Annotated in this window: 28 protein-coding genes and 1 tRNA gene; 9 read left to right on the top strand and 20 right to left on the bottom strand. The window is 39.1% G+C overall.

The window, feature by feature from the left end:
* Positions 1-30: 30 nt before the first annotated feature.
* From I5J82_RS06475 to cshA, 3 genes are all read right to left on the bottom strand, one after another.
* Positions 31-579, bottom strand: a complete 549-nt coding sequence (locus I5J82_RS06475; RefSeq protein WP_198767134.1) for a GNAT family N-acetyltransferase — start codon at positions 577-579, stop codon at positions 31-33.
* Positions 580-641: 62 nt separating this feature from the next.
* Positions 642-1142 carry a metallophosphoesterase family protein gene (locus I5J82_RS06470; RefSeq protein ID WP_198767133.1) on the bottom strand — a complete coding sequence of 167 codons (501 nt, stop codon included), beginning with the start codon at positions 1140-1142 and terminating at the stop codon, positions 642-644.
* A 132-nt stretch (positions 1143-1274) separates the two neighbouring features.
* Positions 1275-2813, bottom strand: a complete 1539-nt coding sequence (cshA, locus tag I5J82_RS06465; protein WP_269819565.1) for a degradosome RNA helicase CshA — start codon at positions 2811-2813, stop codon at positions 1275-1277.
* Positions 2814-3283: 470 nt separating this feature from the next.
* Between cshA and I5J82_RS06460 the strand changes: the two genes are divergently transcribed.
* Positions 3284-4696, top strand: coding sequence for a Na+/H+ antiporter NhaC family protein (locus tag I5J82_RS06460; protein WP_198767132.1), 1413 nt, complete (start codon positions 3284-3286; stop codon positions 4694-4696).
* An 11-nt stretch (positions 4697-4707) separates the two neighbouring features.
* On the opposite strand, the gene I5J82_RS06455 is transcribed toward I5J82_RS06460, so the two are convergent.
* Positions 4708-5334 (bottom strand): uracil-DNA glycosylase family protein, encoded by a 627-nt coding sequence (locus I5J82_RS06455; RefSeq protein WP_198767131.1) that lies wholly within the window; start codon positions 5332-5334, stop codon positions 4708-4710.
* Between the two features lie 111 nt (positions 5335-5445).
* On the opposite strand from I5J82_RS06455, the gene I5J82_RS06450 reads away from it, so the two are divergent.
* Complete coding sequence (locus tag I5J82_RS06450) at positions 5446-5727, top strand: HesB/YadR/YfhF family protein (RefSeq protein ID WP_198768934.1); 282 nt, start codon at positions 5446-5448, stop codon at positions 5725-5727.
* 2 nt (positions 5728-5729) lie between these two features.
* Here the strand turns inward: I5J82_RS06450 and I5J82_RS06445 are convergent, their stop codons facing one another.
* The 5 genes from I5J82_RS06445 to I5J82_RS06425 all read right to left on the bottom strand — a co-directional run bounded on the left by I5J82_RS06445 (position 5730) and on the right by I5J82_RS06425 (position 7600).
* On the bottom strand, positions 5730-6026 hold the full coding sequence (locus I5J82_RS06445) for a hypothetical protein (RefSeq protein WP_198767130.1): 297 nt from the start codon (positions 6024-6026) through the stop codon (positions 5730-5732).
* On the bottom strand, positions 6026-6448 hold the full coding sequence (locus I5J82_RS06440) for an acyl-CoA thioesterase (RefSeq protein WP_198767129.1): 423 nt from the start codon (positions 6446-6448) through the stop codon (positions 6026-6028). The genes I5J82_RS06445 and I5J82_RS06440 overlap by 1 nt, the downstream gene beginning before the upstream one ends.
* Before the next feature lie 86 nt (positions 6449-6534).
* Positions 6535-6771, bottom strand: coding sequence for a small acid-soluble spore protein Tlp (gene tlp, locus I5J82_RS06435; RefSeq protein WP_066393949.1), 237 nt, complete (start codon positions 6769-6771; stop codon positions 6535-6537).
* 67 nt (positions 6772-6838) lie between these two features.
* A complete protein-coding gene (locus I5J82_RS06430) occupies positions 6839-7348 on the bottom strand; it encodes a hypothetical protein (RefSeq protein ID WP_198767128.1) in 510 nt (169 codons plus the stop codon).
* A 108-nt stretch (positions 7349-7456) separates the two neighbouring features.
* Positions 7457-7600 carry an acid-soluble spore protein N gene (locus tag I5J82_RS06425; protein WP_066241162.1) on the bottom strand — a complete coding sequence of 48 codons (144 nt, stop codon included), beginning with the start codon at positions 7598-7600 and terminating at the stop codon, positions 7457-7459.
* 149 nt (positions 7601-7749) lie between these two features.
* Between I5J82_RS06425 and I5J82_RS06420 the strand changes: the two genes are divergently transcribed.
* Positions 7750-7878: an FbpB family small basic protein gene (locus I5J82_RS06420; RefSeq protein ID WP_198767127.1), complete on the top strand. Its 129-nt coding sequence runs from the start codon at positions 7750-7752 to the stop codon at positions 7876-7878.
* A 41-nt stretch (positions 7879-7919) separates the two neighbouring features.
* On the opposite strand, the gene acnA is transcribed toward I5J82_RS06420, so the two are convergent.
* Positions 7920-10646 (bottom strand): aconitate hydratase AcnA, encoded by a 2727-nt coding sequence (gene acnA, locus I5J82_RS06415; RefSeq protein WP_198767126.1) that lies wholly within the window; start codon positions 10644-10646, stop codon positions 7920-7922.
* 284 nt (positions 10647-10930) lie between these two features.
* Here acnA and I5J82_RS06410 point away from each other — a divergent pair, with 284 nt between their 5' ends.
* Together I5J82_RS06410 and sspO are read left to right on the top strand one after the other, a co-directional pair.
* Positions 10931-11119: a DUF378 domain-containing protein gene (locus I5J82_RS06410; protein ID WP_198767125.1), complete on the top strand. Its 189-nt coding sequence runs from the start codon at positions 10931-10933 to the stop codon at positions 11117-11119.
* An 82-nt stretch (positions 11120-11201) separates the two neighbouring features.
* Positions 11202-11372 carry a small acid-soluble spore protein SspO gene (gene sspO, locus I5J82_RS06405; protein WP_137789569.1) on the top strand — a complete coding sequence of 57 codons (171 nt, stop codon included), beginning with the start codon at positions 11202-11204 and terminating at the stop codon, positions 11370-11372.
* On the opposite strand, the gene I5J82_RS06400 is transcribed toward sspO, so the two are convergent.
* The gene (locus tag I5J82_RS06400; protein ID WP_198767124.1) at positions 11369-11626 is read right to left on the bottom strand and encodes a hypothetical protein; all 258 of its coding nucleotides are present in this window, start codon (positions 11624-11626) and stop codon (positions 11369-11371) included. The two genes, sspO and I5J82_RS06400, sit on opposite strands and share 4 nt — an antisense overlap.
* A gap of 265 nt (positions 11627-11891) precedes the next feature.
* On the opposite strand from I5J82_RS06400, the gene I5J82_RS06395 reads away from it, so the two are divergent.
* Positions 11892-12032, top strand: a complete 141-nt coding sequence (locus I5J82_RS06395; RefSeq protein ID WP_066393930.1) for a small acid-soluble spore protein P — start codon at positions 11892-11894, stop codon at positions 12030-12032.
* Between the two features lie 48 nt (positions 12033-12080).
* On the opposite strand, the gene selA is transcribed toward I5J82_RS06395, so the two are convergent.
* The gene (gene selA / locus I5J82_RS06390; RefSeq protein ID WP_198767123.1) at positions 12081-13460 is read right to left on the bottom strand and encodes an L-seryl-tRNA(Sec) selenium transferase; all 1380 of its coding nucleotides are present in this window, start codon (positions 13458-13460) and stop codon (positions 12081-12083) included.
* A gap of 55 nt (positions 13461-13515) precedes the next feature.
* Positions 13516-13752, bottom strand: coding sequence for an Rdx family protein (locus I5J82_RS20495; protein ID WP_332873635.1), 237 nt, complete (start codon positions 13750-13752; stop codon positions 13516-13518).
* Positions 13753-13845: 93 nt separating this feature from the next.
* Here I5J82_RS20495 and selD point away from each other — a divergent pair, with 93 nt between their 5' ends.
* Positions 13846-14901 (top strand): selenide, water dikinase SelD, encoded by a 1056-nt coding sequence (gene selD / locus I5J82_RS06380; RefSeq protein WP_198767122.1) that lies wholly within the window; start codon positions 13846-13848, stop codon positions 14899-14901.
* Between the two features lie 46 nt (positions 14902-14947).
* On the opposite strand, the gene phnC is transcribed toward selD, so the two are convergent.
* From phnC to selB, 5 genes are read right to left on the bottom strand one after another with little or no spacing between them, the layout of a single operon-like run.
* On the bottom strand, positions 14948-15691 hold the full coding sequence (gene phnC / locus I5J82_RS06375) for a phosphonate ABC transporter ATP-binding protein (protein ID WP_198767121.1): 744 nt from the start codon (positions 15689-15691) through the stop codon (positions 14948-14950).
* Between the two features lie 8 nt (positions 15692-15699).
* On the bottom strand, positions 15700-16458 hold the full coding sequence (gene phnE / locus I5J82_RS06370) for a phosphonate ABC transporter, permease protein PhnE (RefSeq protein WP_198767120.1): 759 nt from the start codon (positions 16456-16458) through the stop codon (positions 15700-15702).
* Between the two features lie 9 nt (positions 16459-16467).
* A complete protein-coding gene (gene phnD, locus I5J82_RS06365; RefSeq protein WP_198767119.1) occupies positions 16468-17361 on the bottom strand; it encodes a phosphate/phosphite/phosphonate ABC transporter substrate-binding protein in 894 nt (297 codons plus the stop codon).
* Between the two features lie 22 nt (positions 17362-17383).
* Positions 17384-18379 carry a glycosyltransferase gene (locus I5J82_RS06360; RefSeq protein WP_198767118.1) on the bottom strand — a complete coding sequence of 332 codons (996 nt, stop codon included), beginning with the start codon at positions 18377-18379 and terminating at the stop codon, positions 17384-17386.
* 3 nt (positions 18380-18382) lie between these two features.
* The gene (gene selB / locus I5J82_RS06355) at positions 18383-20272 is read right to left on the bottom strand and encodes a selenocysteine-specific translation elongation factor (RefSeq protein ID WP_198767117.1); all 1890 of its coding nucleotides are present in this window, start codon (positions 20270-20272) and stop codon (positions 18383-18385) included.
* A 401-nt stretch (positions 20273-20673) separates the two neighbouring features.
* Between selB and I5J82_RS06350 the strand changes: the two genes are divergently transcribed.
* Positions 20674-20770 (top strand) — tRNA-Sec (locus I5J82_RS06350).
* Positions 20771-20799: 29 nt separating this feature from the next.
* Positions 20800-21225, top strand: a complete 426-nt coding sequence (locus I5J82_RS06345) for a DUF2621 domain-containing protein (RefSeq protein WP_198767116.1) — start codon at positions 20800-20802, stop codon at positions 21223-21225.
* 44 nt (positions 21226-21269) lie between these two features.
* Here the strand turns inward: I5J82_RS06345 and I5J82_RS06340 are convergent, their stop codons facing one another.
* Both I5J82_RS06340 and I5J82_RS06335 read right to left on the bottom strand, forming a co-directional pair.
* On the bottom strand, positions 21270-21734 hold the full coding sequence (locus I5J82_RS06340; protein ID WP_197127828.1) for a CcdC family protein: 465 nt from the start codon (positions 21732-21734) through the stop codon (positions 21270-21272).
* A gap of 2 nt (positions 21735-21736) precedes the next feature.
* A complete protein-coding gene (locus I5J82_RS06335; protein WP_332873678.1) occupies positions 21737-22195 on the bottom strand; it encodes a Na(+)/H(+) antiporter subunit B in 459 nt (152 codons plus the stop codon).
* Positions 22196-22202 lie beyond the last annotated feature (7 nt).

Raw genomic sequence — 22202 nt, 5'->3', positions numbered from 1 at the left:
GATTATCTATTATCTTGGAATCCGATTGAGTTATTTTTGAGTTGAGTTAAAAAAATACGCCATGAAGTATTCATCTTCATATTCGCCTTCTATAATAACTTGATCTCTTTGCTTTCCTTCGATTATAAAACCAGCTTTTTCATAAACCTTTACCGCCTTCTCGTTTCCGGAAAAAACAGTAAGCCATATCTTATGTAAATTGTTATTCTCTCCCCATCTTAACGTATGAGCTAGAAGTTCTTTTCCAATACCTAGGCCTTGTGCTTCGGGGTGAATCCAAGTTCTAAAAACACCGGTGTGTTTTTTCATTTGAAGTTCTCCTTTTAGCACTCTAGCGATACCTACTACTTTTCCGTTACGTTCGACCGCTGTGTACAAATTACCCTTTCGCTTAACCTCATGAATAAACTCAATCTCTTCTGAAACTGAATGCAGCTCCTCTTTTTGAAGGTATCTACCGGCTTTTACGATCGCTTCTATATGTTGTGTGATATCTGCTGCATCTTTTTCTTCTACTGGTCTTAAGATGATCTCTTCCCCATTTTTTGCTGTAAAGAAGAATTTGTCCCCATTTGGCATGATTTTTATTCCTCCAAGTGTTGTGATTGTATTATTATGTCTTCTTTACAGGTTGTCATGCATTAAGAAAAATAATGATGAGTAAGTGTGAACGTTGACTGATGTATTTCTGCGATGCCATACGAAAATTGCTTCTGCCTTCTTTTATCTGTAGGCGAACCGGGATTGAAAAGTACCGTATCACCTTTTTCTTCATGAAACGGGATGTGAGAATGTCCAAATATGATCAGGTCAGCGCGATCTTTTTCGCATTCTCTGTATGCGCGTTCAGGTGTCGATCTTCCCTTTCCAAGATGTCCATGAACCATTGCAATTTTTACATCTTCAATATAGACAAGTACTTTTTCAGGAAGAGTATGGCTCCAACTCTCTTTGTCTACGTTCCCCTTTACTCCATAAACAGGCGCTAACGTTTTGAGTTCTTCATAAACAGATTGTGCCGTCCAGTCTCCTGCATGAAATATGTAATCGATATCCTTCCTTAGTATGTCTAAAAGTGGTTCAGGAAATCTCTTTCCTTTTTTCGGCATATGGGTATCAGAAATGATTAAAATTTTTTTCAACTCTGTAAACCTCTCTTCATGATAGACCAGTATTTACTGTTGTATTATTGATAGTTCGTATGATTCATTTAAACATAGTTATGAAACGAAAACAAAAAAGCAAGGGAGATCTCCCTTGCTTCTTAGTATGATTTATCTGTTTTTAAAATCTTCACGAACACGTTTTTGTGAACGGTATGATTGATCACGGCTGCCGCTGCTGCTGCGGTTTCCACCATCACGAGAACCACTGCGCTCGCCTTTAGAGTATCCAGAACGGCGATTATCTCTTCCGCCTCCACCCTCTCTTTTAGGGCCTCCTCCAGAACGTCTACGATCAGAGAAACGATTATTAGGACGTCTCTTTTTAACTGATAATGGCGGCTCATCTGTAAGGTTGATCGGAGTCGTATCAGGTTCTTTTGTAAGAAGCTTAAGCGCTGCAGCTAATAGTGTTACTGAATCGTTCTCTTCAAGTAATTCAACCGCTGTTTGCTTATAACCGTTAAAGTTATCTTGCTCTACAACTTCCATCAACTTTTCAAGCGTGATCTGCTGTTGTCCTTCCATTGCTTCTGATACAGAAGGAATGGCACGTTTTACCATTTTACGTTTTGTGATTTTTTCGATCGTGTATAGGTGATCGATTTCACGTGGCGTGATAAACGTTAATGCATAACCAGTTTTTCCTGCACGACCAGTACGTCCAATACGGTGAACATAGCTTTCTGGATCTTGAGGAATATCGAAGTTATAAACGTGTGATACACCAGAGATGTCAAGACCACGAGCAGCTACGTCTGTGGCAACAAGAACTTCGATCGTGTTGTTTTTGAACGCGCGTAACACTTTGTCACGTTTTGCTTGCGGAAGGTCACCGTGAATCCCTTCAGCTGAATATCCACGTTTGCTTAAAGCTTCAGATAATTCATCTACACGACGCTTCGTACGACCGAAAACAATCGCAAGCTCTGGAGAGTGAATATCCATAAAGCGGCAAAGCGCATCAAACTTCTGACGTTCTTTCACCTCAACATACTCTTGTTCAATGTTCTTTACTGTCATTTCAGACGCTTTTACTTTAATAAGCAATACGTCCTTCATGAATTTAGCAGCCAAGTTTTGAATCTGCTTAGGCATTGTTGCAGAGAAAAGCATCGTGTGACGTTCTGTTGGAACGTTTTCTAAGATCTTTTCAATGTCTTCAACAAATCCCATGTTAAGCATTTCGTCCGCTTCATCAAGCACTACAGTATGAACGCTATCAAGTTTCAATGTTTTTCTGTTGATGTGGTCTTGCACACGTCCAGGAGTACCTACTACGATGTGTGGACCATTTTTAAGTGCTTTGATTTGTCGAACAATGGATTGTCCACCATAAATCGGCAATGTTTTAATTCCTTTGAATTGACCGATTTTATTGAGTTCTTCTGCTACTTGAACAGCTAACTCACGAGTTGGAGCTAATACGATTCCTTGAACGAATCGTGATCTAGTATCCATTTTTTCGATTAGCGGTATACCAAACGCAGCTGTCTTACCAGTCCCTGTTTGTGCCTGGCCAATAAGGTCAGTCCCCTTAAGTGCTGTTGGAATGGTATCACGCTGAATCGGTGTTGCTTCCTCAAATCCCATGTTATTAATGGATTGAAGCAACTCAGGACTTAGTCCTAGTTCTTGAAATGTTGTCAATGTTCTATCTCCTTTTCTGTGACGAAAAAGGTTTTACGATAACCTCGTGGATCCGGCATGGATTGTAATGTTAAGCTGCCGGCCAATTTGTTTTTTCAAAATACATCATGATTTGCACATAAAATAGCATTTCCTTATTAAGTATTGATGGGAAATGCTTAGCCATGTGAATATGCGTAAAAATTAAACGTTAATAGTTACAAGGCTATCCGTAATTCAAACTTGTTCCGTCCATATATATTCCGTTGTTAAACTTATCACGTAAACATAATAAATGCAACTCTTTACATAGGAAGTGGTGTTTAAATTTTATTCATCTAACTTTTTAAACATGTGATATTTCACTTGAACGGTATTATTCTAACCAATAGAGTTTTAGATGAAACGTCTTTTCTTTCCTTAGAAAGAATAAATTTTTGAAAGCATCACACGCTAACAGTATTATCTCCTGTAGGAAAGAAGGGCACTTCATGGATCAAAATTGGGTTTCTGTCATCCCGTTCTTAGTGGTAATCCCTATAGCAATCAAGACTAAACAAGTTCTCCCAGGTTTGATCGCTGGTCTATTGACCGGCTCATATCTTCTCCACCCTTCTCTTGTTGGCGGTTTAGAGAAGATGGTCCAATTTTTAGTCAAGGGACTAGTAGATCCTAAAAACATTAAGATTTTAGTGTTTCTGTATGCTTTTTCCGGACTCATCTCAATGATTAAACTTTCTGGAGGAATTAAAGGTTTTGTAGAAGAAGCGTCTAACAGGATTGAAACAAAAAAAGGAGCATTATTGCTTACTTATGTTTCTACGATCGGAACTTTTGCAGCTCCAAGTTTTCGTTTCGTTACGATCGCTCCGATCATGAGAGCTCTTTTAAAAAAGGTAAAGATGTCTACTCAAGAGCTCGGTTTTGTCATTGAGACAACTGCAACTCCCATTATTGTGTTGATACCAATCGCTACCGCTTTTGTTGGATACATGACTTCAATTGTAGACATATCTTTGAAAAACGAAAATATTACCGCAGATCCGTATTCCCTTTTTATACAAAGCATTCCGTTTAACTTTTTCTCTTTTGTCATGATCATTGTAGGAATCTACCTAAGCTTCTTTCATCATTCAAAATCAACAGAAGAAACAGATCCGAAAGATGTGGGTGAAAGTGAAGAGGATGACTGGCATAGTTGTGATCCTGCCGTACACAAAGAACTTCCAAACAAACCTTGGAACTTACTTATTCCACTCATCTTAGTCGTCTTTCTTACTCTATTGTTAACGTGGTGGGATGGTTACAAAAAAACGAAAGGAAGTTTTTTTGAAGCCTTTATTTCAGCAGATGTTATGGATGCAATGCTGATCGCTCTGTTGTTTACCACAATATTCACGTTTCTTTTCCTTCGTTTTCAAAAAATGAAAACAGGTGATCTGTTGAATGGGTTTATTTTTGGTGGTAACGAATTAATGAGTGTCATTGTACTATTAGCTGTAGTTTGGGGCTTATCTTCCGTTACTGAAGAACTTGGTTTCTCAGCTTTTGTAACGAGATACGCAGGATGGATTCCTGGATCAGTTATCGTCCCTCTATTGTTTATCTTCGGCTGTGCTGTCTCCTATTTTATTGGATCTGCCTGGGGTACGTGGGGAATATTGATGCCTCTCGGAGTATCGATGGCAGGAGTGGCGGATGTTTCTTTGCCTCTTGTGATCGGAGCGGTCTTTGCAAGTGGAACATTCGGAGCGTTCGCTTCACCTTTAAGTGATGATACGAATACGATCGCACGCATCTTAAACCTATCCGTCATCACCTATGCACGATACAAACTTAAACCTGCATTAATAGCTGCCGGAATAACAGCTGTACTATACGGAGCCACTGTATTCTTCATTTGAACCTCCTGATTTTAGGAGGTTCGTTTTTTTCCTTCTTCTCTTACTTTATTTATAACGTCTTTATAACGAGCTCTAGACCATGAATTATAAGATGGGTGTGGGACACCTTCTATAATGGTTAAATTCTCTTTAATAGACAGTTTGTTAACATATTTCTCTGCGAATCGTCCACATGGAATGATGATCGTGTTTCCTTTAATCAATGATGTTAACCTACTTTCGAAATGGCTGAGAAGCAATTGATCGAATGAGGCTCTCACTTCGTCTTTAAACACTTTCGTTGAACTAGTTCTTACTGCTTCAGCAATTTTGATCTCATCTCTATATCGGTTTACGAATGGAGGGTCAGGATATGCTGCACCTTGCAATGGAAACGGACAAACATTTACGATCCCAAACACCGTTTTCTTACTCTCGTTTATGTACTGTTTTAACAACTTTCCCATCGGAAGGCTATCTTCGACTGCAAATAATTCTTTCGCCATCGATCTGCCTGATAGACCAGCCAAAGGTACTCCAGATTTGATCTCCTCTTTATGAGGTGATTCTAAAATAAATATCATATTCGTATGTTCAGAAACTAAATCTTGAACGCTATAAAGGGCTGTTGCTTCTTCAAAAAAAGATTGAATATCCACCAAATATGCCTCCTTCAATCTTTAATAATTGTGCTTTCTACATTCATATGCCACAATATCATCATTACTTTAAAGCAATTTTTAAGGAGTGAATATACTTTGAAAATCATTATGAATGAAGATACTGCAAAATACGTAATCAATGATCTTCAAGCATCCTCGAACGATTCCATCCGTTTTTTCGTTCGCCTTGGAGGATGCAGTACGGTACAAGACGGCTTTTCGTTAGGACTTACAAAAGATACACCAAAACATCCAGCTGCTGAAATTCTTGTAGAGAATCATAAATTTTTCATCGAGCAAGAAGATGAATGGTTTTTTGATGGAAACGATCTGACCGTTTCCATTACAGATGGAGAAATAAAGTACGATTTTAACGAGAACAAAAGCTAGACTTATAAGAACTTTTGAAGTTCTTTGATTCTTCCTTCTCGAGTCATGATTTCTACTTGCTTATCCCCGATGAGGTCAAAATGGGGGTAAGCATCTCGTTCATGGATCCATTCTTCTTTTAAACCATAAGCTCTTCCCCAGTCTGATAATTTCTTTCTATCGTTACACCCTACTTTTGTTACACTTTTTGCGGTTGGAAATCGAGAATCGTACCAAAAATGGGTAAGGAATGCGATGTTACCCGACTCTACTTCTTTTTTCCATCTCTTTAAGTCTCTTCGTTTTATTCCGAAAGCCATTATTCAGTTCTGCTCATTTCCATATACGCTTCATGCCACTCAGGAAAATATTTTTTGATGGAGATCGGTCGAAAATTTTCTTTTTTCACACAAACATGAGTGGATTCCCCTGTAACACATAACTCGTTTTGATCGTTAAAGATCTCATAATAATAAACAACCTTGATTCCCGAATATTCTTTTACAGCTGTTTTAATATGGGCTTTTTGTCCATATGTTAAGGGTTTTTTATAAGAAGCTTGAATGTCTGTTACGGGAGAAAGGATCCCTTCTCTTTCCATGTCTGCATATTTAAACCCTAAATGTTCAATGAGCTTTGTTCTACCGATCTCAAACCAAACCAAATAGTTCGCATGATACACGACACCCATCTGATCTGTCTCTGCATATCTAACATCAACGCTACTTTCAACAAATTTCATAATTCATCTGTTTCCCTTCGTGTTGTCTTTTCTTATCACTTTAGTAGAAAATGAAAAAAAAGACCAGCAATATGCCGGTCTTTATCTTATTGAAGGTCGTTGCCTTCTCTATAAGCCTTTTCTTCTTGAATCTCATTTTGAAACTGCTCAATGGATTCTTGTCTATGTTGATTCTTCTCTTTGATCTGTTCTTTTTGGCTTGCAGTAAGTTCTGTGTTAGCTGCAGTCTGGTTAGCTTCTGAAATGTTCTGTTCTGTGTTTTGAACCATTTGTTCTAATCGTTCAACATTATTGCTTCGATCGTCTCGGTTTGGTTTGTTCATGATGATTTCTCCTTTTTAAAAAGTTAGTACCATCATAGTTTGTACAAATAACCGATATGGTTATTCTTTAATTTTTTTGCAAGAGAATCGGACTCATGTTTTGAACGCTGGATTCACAGAGTTCAGAAAGGTATTTCCAGTATTCCACTACACTGTCATCTTCTGAATTTTTCATTGTGATTTCTAGCCATGCTAACTCCTCGGCTAGCCTGATCGATGAACCTATCCAATATTTTTTGTTTTTCACCGTAATCTGGAACGGTTCTTCAAATCGAAAAGGAAGGTAGAAACCTTCTGTGTTCGGATGCAAGATGATATGCTGATAAACGGTTCCTTTAGTAAGCTTTGCATAGAACAAAAATACCCCATCATTCTTTGCTGCCGCTTTTTTTAACTTTTCAAGCGTTTCAACATTTCCTAGTTCCATCGTTGTAATTTCTTTATCCCAGTTCAACTCTTCACGGAAAGGAACAAGGTGTCCCAATCGTTGCATTTCAATCTCTAACTGACGATATAAATAATCCTGATCATCTTTGTTATGTGATACAGGTAATGGTTTGACAGATGCCGTAATCAAACGTACCCCTCCTAATTCTTTCACTACATACACTTTTTCGACAAAATCTTTCGTATATGGGAGTCAAAAGAAAAAAATATGGAGAGGTAATTTTTACAAAGCAACGTGTTATTTTCCTTTTGGTGGTACATAATCAGCATGATCGTGCGATTTGTTAGCCATCTTTTTTCCATTGTTACTGTTGCTCTCACGCGGTTGAGTGCCGATATGGTTTGGAACAAAATCTTCAGGAAAGCGTTTTGGATTACTCAAAGGTCTTACCTCCTTTCGTCTTCTATTTACTTTTCCATTAATCAAAATCAACTATTCATGTATGCAGTGGCAATTATTTTTTTAAAGTCTGATTATTACGATTTTATCTTGGCTATATTGATATTATCGAAAGTGAAGAGGTGCAAGTGATGAGGAAAAATCGAAAAATGAATTTTAGAGAACTCGTGAATGAGAACAAAAGACAATTGCTGAAAGATGAGTCTTATATTGAACAGCTGGAAATCAAACTCGAAGAAAAACATATGAAAAAAGCATAAAAAAATCCTTTGCCTAAAAAAATTGGCAAAGGATTTTTTTATTAGTTTTGAGTTTGAGAAGAATGTGCAAGTTTGTTACGAAGTACCATTGGAAGAATCCCACCGTGACGGTAGTACTCAATCTCAACTTCGCTGTCAAAACGAGCAACAACTTCAAATGTTTTTTCTGTTCCATCTTCAAAAACAGCTGTTACTTGAACAAGATCACGCGGTCTAACCGTTTCATCAACTGAAACCGTGAATGACTCTTTACCTGTAAGTCCAAACGTCTCAGCATTCTCACCATCTTTGAATTGAAGAGGAAGTACACCCATCAACACTAGGTTTGAACGGTGGATACGTTCGAAGCTTTCAGCAAGTACAGTTTGAATTCCAAGTAATGTAGTACCTTTTGCTGCCCAGTCACGAGATGATCCCATTCCGTAATCTTTTCCTGCGATTACCATAAGGCCCGTACCGTTCTCTTTGTATTTCATAGCAGCATCATATATGCTCATCACTTGGTTAGTTGGCCAGTAAGTCGTCCATCCACCTTCAGTACCAGGAGCGACAGCGTTACGAATACGGATATTCGCAAATGTACCACGCATCATTACTTCATGGTTACCACGACGAGAACCGTAAGAGTTAAAGTCACGTGGTTCAACACCGTTTTGAATCAAGTATCTTCCTGCAGGTGTATCTTTTCCGATCGCACCAGCTGGAGAAATGTGGTCTGTCGTAACAGAATCTCCGAATTTAGCGATAAGCTTAAGATCTTTAAGAGGTTGAATCTCTTTAAGTTCTGCAGATAGCTCTTCAAAGAACGGAGGGTTTTGAATGTATGTTGATGATGTATCAAAACCATACAGTTGGTCAGCTGAAGTCTTCAGTTCGTTCCAGCGTTCGTTCTCGTCAAATACACGCTCGTATTCTTTCTTGAACAATTCTGGAGTAACGGCTTTCTTCATCGCTTCGTTGATTTCTTCAGTTGTTGGCCAAATATCTTTAAAGTAAACTTCGTTACCATCTTTGTCTGTTCCGAAAGAATCAGATTGAAGATTGAAATCTACAGTTCCTGCAAGTGCGTATGCTACTACTAACGGTGGAGAAGCTAAGTAGTTGGCTTTTACAAGAGGATGGATACGTCCTTCAAAGTTTCTGTTACCTGAAAGTACGGAAGTAACAGTTAGATCGTTCTTAGAGATCGCATTTTCAACTTCAAGCGCCAAAGGACCTGAGTTACCGATACATGTTGTACAGCCGTAACCAACAAGGTTGAACCCTAACTGATCCATATAGCTCATTAAGCCTGCTTCTTCTAAATAACGTGTAACAACTTTAGATCCCGGAGCTAATGACGTTTTTACATAGCCAGGAACTTTTAAGCCTTTTTCGATTGCTTTCTTAGCTACTAATCCAGCACCTAACATTACGTACGGGTTAGACGTATTCGTACAGCTTGTGATCGCAGCGATCGCAACTGCACCAGTCTTCATAGTAGAAGTTTCGTTATTCGGATGCTTAACAGTAACTTCTTTGTTAATTTCATCAGCTGTTAGACCAAACCCTGCATTTCCTTGTGGAGCTACAAGCGCTTTATTAAAGCTGTCTTTCATTTGAGATAAAGGAATCAAATCTTGTGGACGTTTTGGTCCAGACAAGTTTGGTTCAATCTCAGAAAGATTGATTTCAACAACGTCTGTAAATTCTGGATCTGCATCTCCTGCTGTATAGAACAAGCCGTTTGCTTTGCAATACGCTTCTACAAGCTGAATTTGATCTTCTGTTCTACCTGTTAAGCGAAGATAGTTTAAAGCTTCTTCGTCAACTGGGAAGAAACCACAAGTTGCACCATATTCAGGAGCCATGTTTGAAACCGTAGCACGGTCTGCAAGCGGCATATCCGCAAGTCCTGGACCAAAGAATTCAACAAACTTTCCTACTACTTTCTTTTCACGCAATACTTGCGTTACTTTAAGTGCAAGGTCAGTTGCAGTCGTTCCGTTTGGAAGCGTGCCTGTTAATTTAACACCGATTACTTCTGGAACCGGGAAGTAAGAAGGCTGTCCTAACATACCCGCTTCCGCTTCAATTCCACCAACACCCCATCCTAATACTCCAAGACCATTGATCATTGTTGTATGAGAATCAGTACCTACTAGTGAATCAGGGAAAGCGATTGTTTCACCTTCAGATTCGCTCGTAAGGACTACAGGCGCTAAGTACTCTAAGTTAACTTGGTGGACGATACCTGTTGCAGGAGGTACTGCACGGTAGTTGTCAAACGCTGATTGAGCCCAGCTCAAAAGTTTGTAACGCTCTTCATTTCGAGCAAATTCAAGGTTCATGTTGAAAGCAAGTGAATCTTCCGTACCTGCTTTATCAACTTGTACAGAGTGGTCAACTACAAGATCAACTGGAATTTCAGGGTTGATCTGAGAAGGGTCTCCACCCATATCCTTCATCGCTTTACGAAGAGAAGCTAAGTCAACAACAGCTGGTACTCCTGTAAAGTCCTGAAGAATAACACGTGAAGGCTTGAAAGGAACATCGATATCTTTAAGTTCAGTCGTGCCCCACTTTGCAAGGTTTTCAACGTGTTCTTTGTTGATTACTTTTCCATCAAATTGTCTTAATACAGATTCTAATAATACTTTTACAGAGTAGGGTAATTTTGATACGTTACCAATTCCCGCTTCTTCTAACGCGCCTAAACGGTAATAGCTATATTCCTTACCGTTCACATCAAAAGTAGAACGGGCATTAAATACATCATTTCTTTTCATGTTCCACTCTCTCCCTTCACTAACAATCATACACGATTATGAGAAAAATTGTCGAAAAAATGTGTTCAATTTCCTACTACAATCACACAAAATCTTTTTTTCCCTCTATTATCATACGTAAAACCCTTTCATAAGTAAAATAGTTAATGGTTATCAATCGACATAAGTTTTTCTTATGGCAGGAATATCACCATCATTCTCATGCTTGCATATAGTAAATTACGTAATACTTCTTTTAGTTTTCCGCTTTAGTACCACTCTTCAATAGATCGGAGGGAAACAGGATGGAATGGTTAAAAAAACTTGCCGCGTTACTCGTTTTGATCGGAGCTTTAAACTGGGGAGCAATCGGACTTTTTGATTTGAACGTTGTTACAGAAGTTTTTGGAAGCGCTACCACGGTAACAAAAGTTTTATACAGTTTGATCGGACTTTCTGGCGTCTGGCTGCTGCTCAGTAAATATAAATCGTGAACGATAAAGAAGCACTCCTTTTTTTGGAGTGCTTCTTCTTTTTGATATTGCACAAACTAAATTCATCGGAGGTGACAAACCAATGGGAAGAAATAAAGCTAATCACTCTCGTCCTGGAATGAATGCTGCAAAAGCTCAAGGCAAAGGTGCTGGATATGATACAGAATTCGGTAACGAATCGCTATCCTTACCTAACGAAAAGCTAAGTGAAGCTGAGCGTCAAAACAATAAGAAAACGAAAAAACGACATTAAGGTTTTGGAAACTGACTCTGAAGCTGTTGAAGCTCATTTAAAAAGCCCTTTAACTGTGGCTGTTGATGTTCAGAGGCGGTTTCGAGCGCATTTTGTATTTGTTGACAAGCCTTTTCATTTTCTGTCATAAAATGAGCATAGAAAACGCCATATTCACTGTTTGAAGCATCCAGTGTTTTGGAGATATCCATCGCATGGTGATAACCTTGCTCAGCAGCTTGATATGCTTGTTGTTTGTTTTTATGATAGGGCATAATTACCATCCTTTGTTTTGATATACCTTTAACGTTCCAATATTATCTATAATTATTCAATAAATTGCTTTCTATTGCTGAGCAATTGCACAGATGTGGTTGATTTACGTTCCAGGTGCTCGCTTTTTGGGGGCGTGCGGTGAGCCACCTCGGGGCTATGCTCCGTTAGGTGTCTCATCTGTCACGCTGATCCCCCAGAAGTCTCACACCTTGCACTACAATCAACTAACTATACAAAAGTGAAAAGAAAGATAGGAGGCTTATTATGGGAGAGCATAATACGTTTAAAGATATCCGAAAGAACGCTCCAAAAGGGGAAAACCCTGGACAACCAGCTCCTATGAGTGGTTCTAAAAAAGTAAAGCAACGTAATCATACGGGACAAAACCGTGGAGAAGGCAGTTAATACTTTAATACAAAAGGGACTGACAGATGGTCTGTCAGTCCCTTTTTCTTAGTCGATAGAACGTATCGCGTCTTCAACCGTCAGAAGCTCTTCCTCGGAAATCGTTCTGAAATCAAGTAGGACCTCTTCTTCTTTGATCCTCACGATAATAGGGGTTTGATAGTTCCGAAAAGCTCTTGCTAAGTATTCTGCACCTTTAGGATGTTTGATTCCGAGACAAAAAGTAGGTAACTTTACATCTGGCATCGTTCCTCCCCCAACTTGAGAAAACTCTTCTAGAATTCTGATGATGAAAGAAGGATGATCTTCGACCTTTCTTTTTAGTCGCCAAACTACCTCTCTTATCTCGTCAGGCGTTTTTAATATATCTCTAACTGTAGGAATTTCTGTATAGTCCTCATTCATATACGACTGCAACGTTTCGTTTAAAGCAGCGATCGTAAATTTATCCACCCTTAGAACCCGTGCTAGCTGATGTTTCTTTAGTATATCGATGATGTTCTTTTTCCCTGCTATAATCCCAGCTTGCGGGCCGCCCAATAGTTTATCACCGCTAAAAGATACAACATCCAATCCTTTATTGATAACAGAGGAGATCAATGGTTCATCACCAATTCCCTCAGACTGAAAAGGATAGAGCGCTCCGCTTCCAAGATCTTCGTAGATAATCAGTTCCGGATTATCCTTTTTCAACAGCATCAATTCGCTAGAAGAAACTTCTTTCGTAAACCCGATCACCTTAAAATTACTTGTGTGAACCTTCATGATCATACCGGTTTTATCAGTAATCGCTCCTTCATAATCAAAGAAATGTGTTTTATTTGTCGTTCCAACTTCTCGTAGTTCCGCTCCACTTTCTTCCATTATAGAAGAGACACGAAATGAGCCTCCGATCTCAACAAGCTCACCTCTAGAAACGATGACTTCTTTGTTTTTAGCTAGGGCTTTGAGGATGAGGTAAACGGCTGCAGCATTATTGTTCACGACCATCGCTGCTTCTGCACCCGTCACTTGTTTAATTAGATCTTCTGTCAGATCATGCCTTGATCCTCTTTTTCCTTCTTCCAAGTTATACTCTAAATTAGAGTACATTCTTGCTGTTTCACTCATCCGTTCTACACTTTTCTCACTAAGTCTAGAACGTCCGAGATTTGTATGTATAACGATCCCGCTAGCATTAATCAATGAACGAATCTGATCGGTAGGATGAGCTAATTTGGACTTTGCTGAATTCTTTACGAGTGATCTGATATCAGTTTTCAAGTCAATAGCATGGTGGTCTTTAAGTATATTATTCCGCCAATGTTTGATTGCATCTTGAACAGCTCGTGTTATTTCCTTTTCCGGTTTGCCACTCACTTCAGAACTGATATCTTTTACTACATCATGCACAGCAGGTAGCTGCCTTAACAAGTAAGATTTTGACAAAATGAAGCTCCTCCTTAAAGGGCACAACGACCCCTATAAGGAGGGCATCGTTTTTTTAAGCCTTTAATTTTTCTAAGTGTTGTATGATCAGATCATGATCCGGAAATTCTCCGGTCTCTTTTTTTGAATAAATCTTTTCGCCATTGACGGATACTTCAAAAACTCCGCCAGAGCTAGGAATCAGTTCTAGCGATGTAATGTTAGATCGAAAATGGTTGAACAGGTCTTCCGCGAGACTCGCGGCTTTTGGTGCAAAGTTTCACATCATGCAGAATTCAATGGATACTTTCATCTTTCATCCTCCTTTTTTAAGACTATTTTAGTATATCCTTAGGCATTTCACAAAAATAATGTTTATACTAACAAAAGGAGGTGTCTTTTCATTATGACAAGCAAAGATAAAGTTAAGCTCACTCACCTTTCCTCAAAAGGTGGTTGAGGCTGTAAAATTGGTCCAGAAGACCTGGCGCAAGTTTTGCGTCATCTACCAAAACGTGAATATGATCCAAATCTTTTAGTTGGTTTAGATACTTCAGACGATGCAGGAGTCTATAAGTTAACAGATGACCTTGCCATGATACAGACTGTCGACTTCTTTACACCAATCGTAGACGATCCTTATATGTTCGGACAAATCGCGGCTGCCAATTCTCTAAGCGATGTTTATGCGATGGGAGGACGACCTACAACAGTTATGAATATCGTAGGCTTTCCGATCAACACTCTCGGTCACGATGTTCTCGCTGAAATCCTAAAGGGAGCGGCCGATAAAGTGAAAGAATCGGGTGCAGTGCTGGTTGGAGGACACTCGATCGACGACTCAGAGCCTAAGTTTGGTCTGTCTGTTACAGGACTCGTACATCCATCAAAAGTATATAAAAATGTTGGTGCGAGACCCGGAGATGTACTTGTATTAACAAAACCAATCGGTGTGGGTATACAAACCACAGCGATAAAAAAAGACAAGCTTACCGTCGAGCAGCTTCAGCTCGTCAGCGAAACGATGGCAGCATTGAATAAGACTGCTGCTGAATGTTTAGACGGTCTATCCCCAAACGCCGTCACTGATGTAACTGGCTTTGGTCTTCTTGGTCATGCGACTGAGATGGCGAAAGGAACAGGAGATATCACAATCGAGATCAATTATGACCGAGTACCACTTTTACCAGGCACTACAGAGCTTGCTCAAGAAGGAATCGTACCCGGGGGTTCTAAAGCCAATCATCGTTGGATCAAAGATGATGTCCTCTACAACAACGATCTTTCCCAGTGGCAACAATGGATATTATGTGACGCTGTAACTTCTGGAGGATTACTCGTAAGTCTACCTGAAAGTGAAGCGCTAGAATATGTAGAGAGACTTCAGGCTAATGGCATAAATGACGCAAGCATCGTTGGTCGTGTTCTTGCATTCTCTGATAAACCGATCAAAGCCAATTGAACACAAAAAAAACTCCGACCGACATCGGAGTTTTTTTGTGTTCGATTTAAGATGAATGGTTATAGATCTCAGCATACACCGTATCGTCAAAATCTTCAGGTGTACCATCAAAAACAAGCTTTCCATTTTTTAGTGCAATGATTCTTGTGGCGAATTTTTTTGCAAGAACGACATCGTGCACGTTAATGATCGAAACAAGATTTCGTTTTACATGTGTTTCTTTTAATAGTTGAAAAATCCTATCAGCCGTTCCAGGATCTAAACTTGCAACAGGTTCGTCTCCTAAGAAAACTTTAGGGTTCTGCACAAGTGCTCGAGCGATCGCAACTCTTTGTTTTTGCCCACCGCTTAACCTCTCCACTCGTCTTGTTGGTTCAACCGTTAGTTCCACTTGATTTATAGCTTCTAAAGCTTGCAATCGATCACTAGATTTAAACAATCCTAACAAATTTTCATACGATTTTTTATATCCAAACAGACCGGTCAAGATGTTCTGAACGACGCTCATCCTCGGAATTAAGTTAAAATGCTGAAAGATCATACCTGTTTTCCTGCGAACTTCTAACGTTTCTTTGTGAGTCATCTCACTTAACGTTTTATCTTCCCATTTCACATAACCTTCAGATACAGGTTGCAACCCGTTAATACATCTGATAAACGTTGATTTTCCTGCACCGCTTCTTCCTAAGACACAAACGAACTCCCCTTTTTGGAAAGTAATATTCACATCTGCTAGAGAAGGTTCTTTAGCACCAGGATACGTGACAGATACATTCTTAAATTCAATCATGTGATCACCTAAATAACCTTTTCCCGAATTTTGCTGCCAATATAATCCACCATGATCACCATGATCATGATGAGTAGTACGTCAACTGAGACTAGTTGATATTGGAACGTTTTAAAATGAATAAACAACTGTTGCCCGATTCCCCCGCCACCAATCAGACCTAAAATGAGTGAAGTTCGAATAGCCACTTCAAATCGGTAGAAAAATTGAGACAGGACATTCGGCCATATTTGTGGCAACACGGCAAATAGATTCCCAATCCACTTACTCGCTCCAACTGCAGACATCGCTTCCATCGGACCCTTATCAGCTGACTCGATCAGCTCTGATATCAGCTTTCCTAATACTCCAATGTTATGAAATATAATGGCGATAACGGCAGGAAACGGCCCAAGTCCAAGTGTTGTTAAAAGAATTAAACCGAACACAAATTCAGGTACTGATCGTAAAAAACTAAGCAAAAAGCGTGTCAGGAAATAGACAAAACGATTTTTACTCGTATTCCGAGCGGCCATAAAACTTAACGGAAGTGCGATGATCAGACCGAATAAGCTCCCCAAAAATGCGATAGCGATCGTTAATAAACTTTCTTGAAACAGAAATGGCAGACTTTCTGTGTTCATCGGAAACCATTTCGACAGAAAGTCACCCATATTCTGAAAATCACTAAACTTTGAAAGATCAAACTCCGTTAACTTCATGCTTCCTATCACGAGTAAGCTTAAGCATACTACGATTAAAAATTGGCTCCTCTTAAACCAAACCATGGTTCCCCTCTATTCTTGAATGGTACCCTCTTTAATTGCTGCTTTTCGGATACTTTCGTAATCCTTGTTGTCGGCCTTTGTAAACCCGGTTGCACCAAAGGCATCTAAGATCTCTTTATCTTTAATATCTAAAAAGATTTCTTGAAGTTTCTTCATCGTTTTTTCATCTGTACTTTTAGATACAGCCCATGGATATTGGAACAATTTCTCTGACTTCCAGATCACTTTAAACTGTTCTCCGTCAATCGCTCCTTCTTCAATCAACTTATCATAAATGGCACTATCGATCGCTCCAACATCCACCTGTTTGTTTTGAACAGCAAGAGCAGTCGCATCATGTGAACCGGTAAACCTAACATTGTTAAAATCACTATCAGATTCACTTCTGTAGATGCCTTCCTCTTTTAGTTTAATGCTAGGAATCAATGATCCTGAAGTGGAGGATGGGTCACCAAAAGCAAACTTGACGTTCTTCACATCAGATACCATATCCTCAAGGTTCTTATATTCGCTGTCTTTGTGCGTGATCAAATACGAATAGTAGAAAGGTTCACCTTTGATCAATTGTGTTACGATCGCTTTAGCTCCACTCTCTTCATGAGCGACAACGTATGTAAGAGGCCCAAAATAAGCCATGTCGATCTTATCATAGTTCATCGCTTCAACTACACCGTTGTAATCCGGATAAGATGTAATCTTAACTTCACGTTCCATTTTCTCACTAAGCACTTTCTGCAGTTTATCAAGTGCTCCCTTCATCTCACCCTCTGTTTGGGCTGGAATTACCCCAATCGTAAAAACCTCATCTTTATTTGATTTTGTTTCCTTCTTATCTTCCTTGTTCGTTCCGCAGGCTGATAAGATTAAAATCATAGTCAGCAGCAATAAGCTAAGTTTTTTCATCATATGCTCTCCTTTTTTTCTTCTAAACTTTATATAATTCCATATAAGAGTCTATTTCTTTCTTCATAGTGTGGTTCTCTTCTATGGTTTGATACCCCTTATCACTAAATTGTTTATACATTACTTGATTGGTAATAACTTTTTTTATAGAATGATATAATTCTTCTTGAGTTTGAAACAATAATCCGTTTATTCCGTGCTGTATGATGCTAGCGTTACCGGCGTTATCCCTTGCGATTACAGGCTTTCTGAAACTCATCGCTTCTAACAATGATGTCGGCTGTCCTTCTGAGATTGATGTGTTCAGTACAACATCTCCCCATTCATATAGCTTTTTCATTCGGCTTAACTCTACTTCCGGCAAATAATGCAGCCAGTCATACTTGTTCTCTGCTTCTTTCACTCGTGAAAATTCTTCAGAATCTAAGTTTGCTCCTACTATTAATAAGACGAGATTAGAGAAATCATTAGACAACCTTATCATGCTTTGTAATGCAAAAAGAACATCTTTAACTGGACGAATTCCAGCTGGCAGTAACAATTTAGGGTTGCCATCCGGCAGAGTGAACACTTCACTATTAGGGTAAGTGCTAGGCAAAAAAATACTTTGAGGTATCACATGTACAATATTTTCACTAAGTCCATAATCTTCTACAAGCACATGTTTAGCTTGCTGTGTAAAGACAGTGATCGCTTTTGCTTTACGCAACAGAGGAAGATACCTTTCTTCGTCCTCTATTAGCGAGTGGTTGAGATCAGTTCCTCCAGAGGTAATAATATAAGGTTTGTCCAACTTAACCTCATTTTTTTCAGCCCATTGAACAAATCTAGAAAAATGAAGAATGTGATAGAGATCCGCTTTCTCCATCCATTCAAAAAGAGTAGGATTAACACTTACTTCTTCATATGAAAATAAAGAAAGCTCAACTTTTTCAGATAATCCGTGCTCTAATCGTTTAGCCGTAGTGGAATTACCACGATTTTGTCTATAGTATGGCGTAAAAAAGACAACTCTCACATATTACACCCATTTCCTAACATTAGATTCTCGCATCGTATACCCTTCAGAATCCATGCATTCCAGAATTGGTATTAAAAACTTTCTTGATGTATGAAGAACCGCTTTAGCGTCTTGCACGGAGAAGGATGAATCCGTATGGACTCGCAGGTGTTCAACGGCTGAATCAAATGCCTTTCTACTCAACAACACTTCATCAGATAGCATGACCACTTGATTTGTTTTCATCAAAAAATACTTAAACTCTTGGTAAAGAGCTTCTGGAAGTTGCTGAGCGTTGTAGATGGACAAGAGGTCAGCCGGCTCAAGCTGTGCTTCTTCCAACAAAGAGAGAACATTCGTCATCCTTTTAGCCCATTTTTCTGGATAATGTGGTTTGAAATGTGATAAATGAACAAATTGATCCGTGATTGAAATGGTTGAATTCATGATCCATTTTTCAAGAAGCGTATTAACTATCTTAGGATTTATTTCACCTTGCAAGGATTGAACAATCTCTGCCTTTGGTATACCTTGCCTTAAGCTATACTCATTATGGAAGTTTTGAAGTTTGTTCATGATGCTAGATTCAATAAGCTGTACAGTGGATTTAGAAACTAAATCATTCTGTATTCGTTCAATAGAACCCTCACGCAATAGTTCTTCTATCGTGTGTTGAAGTAATTCCTCGTCCATTCCGCTTGATCTCTTGAGTTCTAGTTCTGTCATCGATCCTTCTTTATTAAGTAGCTGCAGGACCTGTTCCCCAGGGGTTCCTTCATGTTTATTTTTTAATCGTTCGATCGTCTCAGTTCCAAACTTATAAACTGATCCGTTCGGGTCGATGACTTCTCCTCCTCCAATGGTCTCCTCAGGAGTTGGTCGTCTTAAGATGAAACGATCACCTCGTTTTGTTACAATCTCCTGATCTAGTCGAACTTGACAATAGATTCGCTCTTCATTGTTTTCAAGTTCATTTCGGTCAAAAAGAACAAGTTTTCCCATCACTTCAGACGTACCACTATAAAACTTAACAAGTGAGCGTTGTTTCAATTTCCCTTGCCACGCTTCACCCGTTGATAACACGAGATCAATGGTATCTGTTGTCGAATAAACATTCGGCTCTACTAAAACATGCCCTCTTTTCCAATCGGCTTTTGAACCTCCTGAAAGGTTTAGTGCTGCTCTTTGTCCGGCTCTAGCGAAATGAACATCTTGTTTATGCACTTGAAGTTTTCGTATCTTCACTTTATCGTTGCCAGGCTGAACAATAAGTTCATCACCTTCATGCACTTCACCTTCATAGACCGTACCTCTTACAACAGTACCTTGTCCTTTTACGGTAAAGATGTGATCGATCGGCATGCGAAAAGCGCCATGTGAAGATTTAACAGGTGTGTCGCTCAAGAGGTTAATGATTTCACTTTTCAATGCGTCTATTCCAGCTGAAGAAACACTGTCTACAAAATGTATCGGAAAATGCTCAAAAACCGATGAATTCGTAAGTTCAATAATGTCTTCTTCGACTAGCAACCGCATCTCATCATCAATCATATCTGACTTCGTAACAACGATAATTCCCTTTTCAATACCTAAGAAGGAAAGAATCTCAAAGTGCTCTCTCGTTTGAGGCATCACGCCTTCATCTCCAGCGATTACTAGGAGCACTAGATCGATTCCTGCCACACCAGCAATCATTTGCCGGATCAACTTTTCATGACCCGGTACATCTACGATGGATGTGTGCAGATCTTTTGTTAACGGAAAAGGTGCAAACCCTGGCTCGATCGTAATCTTGCGAGCTTTTTCTTCTTTTAGCGTATCCGTATCGATGCCACTCAAAGCTTTTGTTAGAGTCGTTTTCCCGTGATCAATGTGGCCTGCCATTCCAATCGTATAATATTTAATCGTCATATGTTTAACCACCTATATGTACATACTCTTCTACACTTTATGAAAAGGAGATGTAAAAAACAAGAATAACGCATTATTCATTGTTGAAAAATAGCGAAATTCGCCCGATCCATATTATTTCCCAAATCGATATAAGTGAATGTATATTTATTCATCCCTGTATACTCACAGGTTATCCACAGAACAAGTTATTCACACTTGTCCACAGGATGAACTGTTATAGTGGAGAAAACAATCTGTTATAATGCCAAGCTGTTATAGTTGAATATTCCTTCTGTTACAGTCGTGACTCACCACCGTTCGACAAATCTACTCTCCCCTATCGTATGGAATAAGTCACAAGTGTTGTCCTAATAGGGTAAAATGCTGTATAATGCAATAGCGAGCTAGAGATTTCACTTGGGGCCAGATGTGTAGCTGGTGCTTGCCTGGGTCTTCAAAACCTTTTGGGAGGCGCGTGCCGTCTCCGGTGGGTTCGATTCCCACATGGTCCCGCCAAAAAAATTTATACATATGAGGTGGACGCATTGTCTGGATGGTTCATCACTTTTATCGTGTTATGGTCCGTTTTTTTATTTACAATGTTTGCAATAGGCGGATATTTTATGTTTCGTAAATTTTTAAAACGGCTGCCAAAAGAAGATGGAAAATCGATTTTAGATTGGCAAGAACATTACATCAATCAAACCATACATCTTTGGACGGATGATCAAAAGAAACTTCTTAATGAACTGGTTGCTCCGGTTCCTGAACTCTTTAGGGACGTAGCTAAAGAAAAGATCGCTGGTAAGATCGGAGAATTAGCATTACAAGAAAAGGCAACTTCTATGTCACAGGACTTAATCATTCGCGGATATATTATCGCAACACCAAAAAGAGATCATAAATGGTTGATTAAGACTTTAAAAAAGAAAAACATCGACATTAAACCTTATCATTCACTACTCGCATAAAAACCCCCCTGAATCTCATGATTCAGGGGGGTTCTTCTTGTTTGTTATAATGCGATCTCATTTTTCTTTTTATTGAACAAAACGAGCATGGCAAGTCTCCACGGTAGAATCATTCCAAACGCAACGATGAAGAATAACGAACTTGTTTCAAAGATAGATATCGTGGAACCAATATACCATTTTAGAGCTAAGCGGATAGCAAACAATCCGATAATGATAAAGATAAAGGCTTTCGATCGAACCAAGTATACATGATCACCTTTAATTTCGAATTTGCTTGTCATGATAAGAAATATAGAAAACATGATTCCAACTAAGAACGCCTCCCCCGCTTCCGTCCATGTAATATGAAAAGCAGGAATCACGAACTGAAGAAAACCTGTGCTCATAGCCAATGGGGGTATGATGATCTTTTTAGTCGTCACAGGTTCTCTTGTTTCTTTCATTCGAAAATTAAAAATAATCACAGCCATAATGATGGCAAAGCATGTACTCGCAATAAAAAACACGGTTAGTTCCCTTCCCCTACTTCTTTCTCGATCTTATCTTCTGCAATTGAGAGGATAATGGTCATCGTAACTCCAATTACTGTCAAATATACACCTAAGTCAAAGAGCATCGCTGTAGCAAGCTCGGTCTTCCCTAATAACGGGAATTGAAAATAACCAAAACTATGACTTAAAAACGGAACTCCCAATACAAACGAACCAGCACCTGTGAGTATGGCGATTAATAAGCCTGCAGCTATCATGTACGTAAAGTTGATCGGCAAGATTCTATGTACTGGCTGTAATCCGTAGGAAACATAAAGAAGAAGAAATGCTCCTGCTCCCATTAACCCTCCGATAAATCCTCCTCCTGGAGCATTATGCCCTGAAAGTAGCATGTTTACCGAAAAAGCTAAAATAACAAAGACAATGATATTCGTTGTTGTTTTTAAGATAAGGTCATTCGATCGTGAATGCATGATGTAAATC

The organism is Fictibacillus halophilus (genome assembly GCF_016401385.1).
GTDB lineage: Bacteria > Bacillota > Bacilli > Bacillales > Fictibacillaceae > Fictibacillus > Fictibacillus halophilus.
Note: the sequence above shows the minus strand (reverse complement) of the source record. Positions and strands in the feature narration are given on the sequence as shown.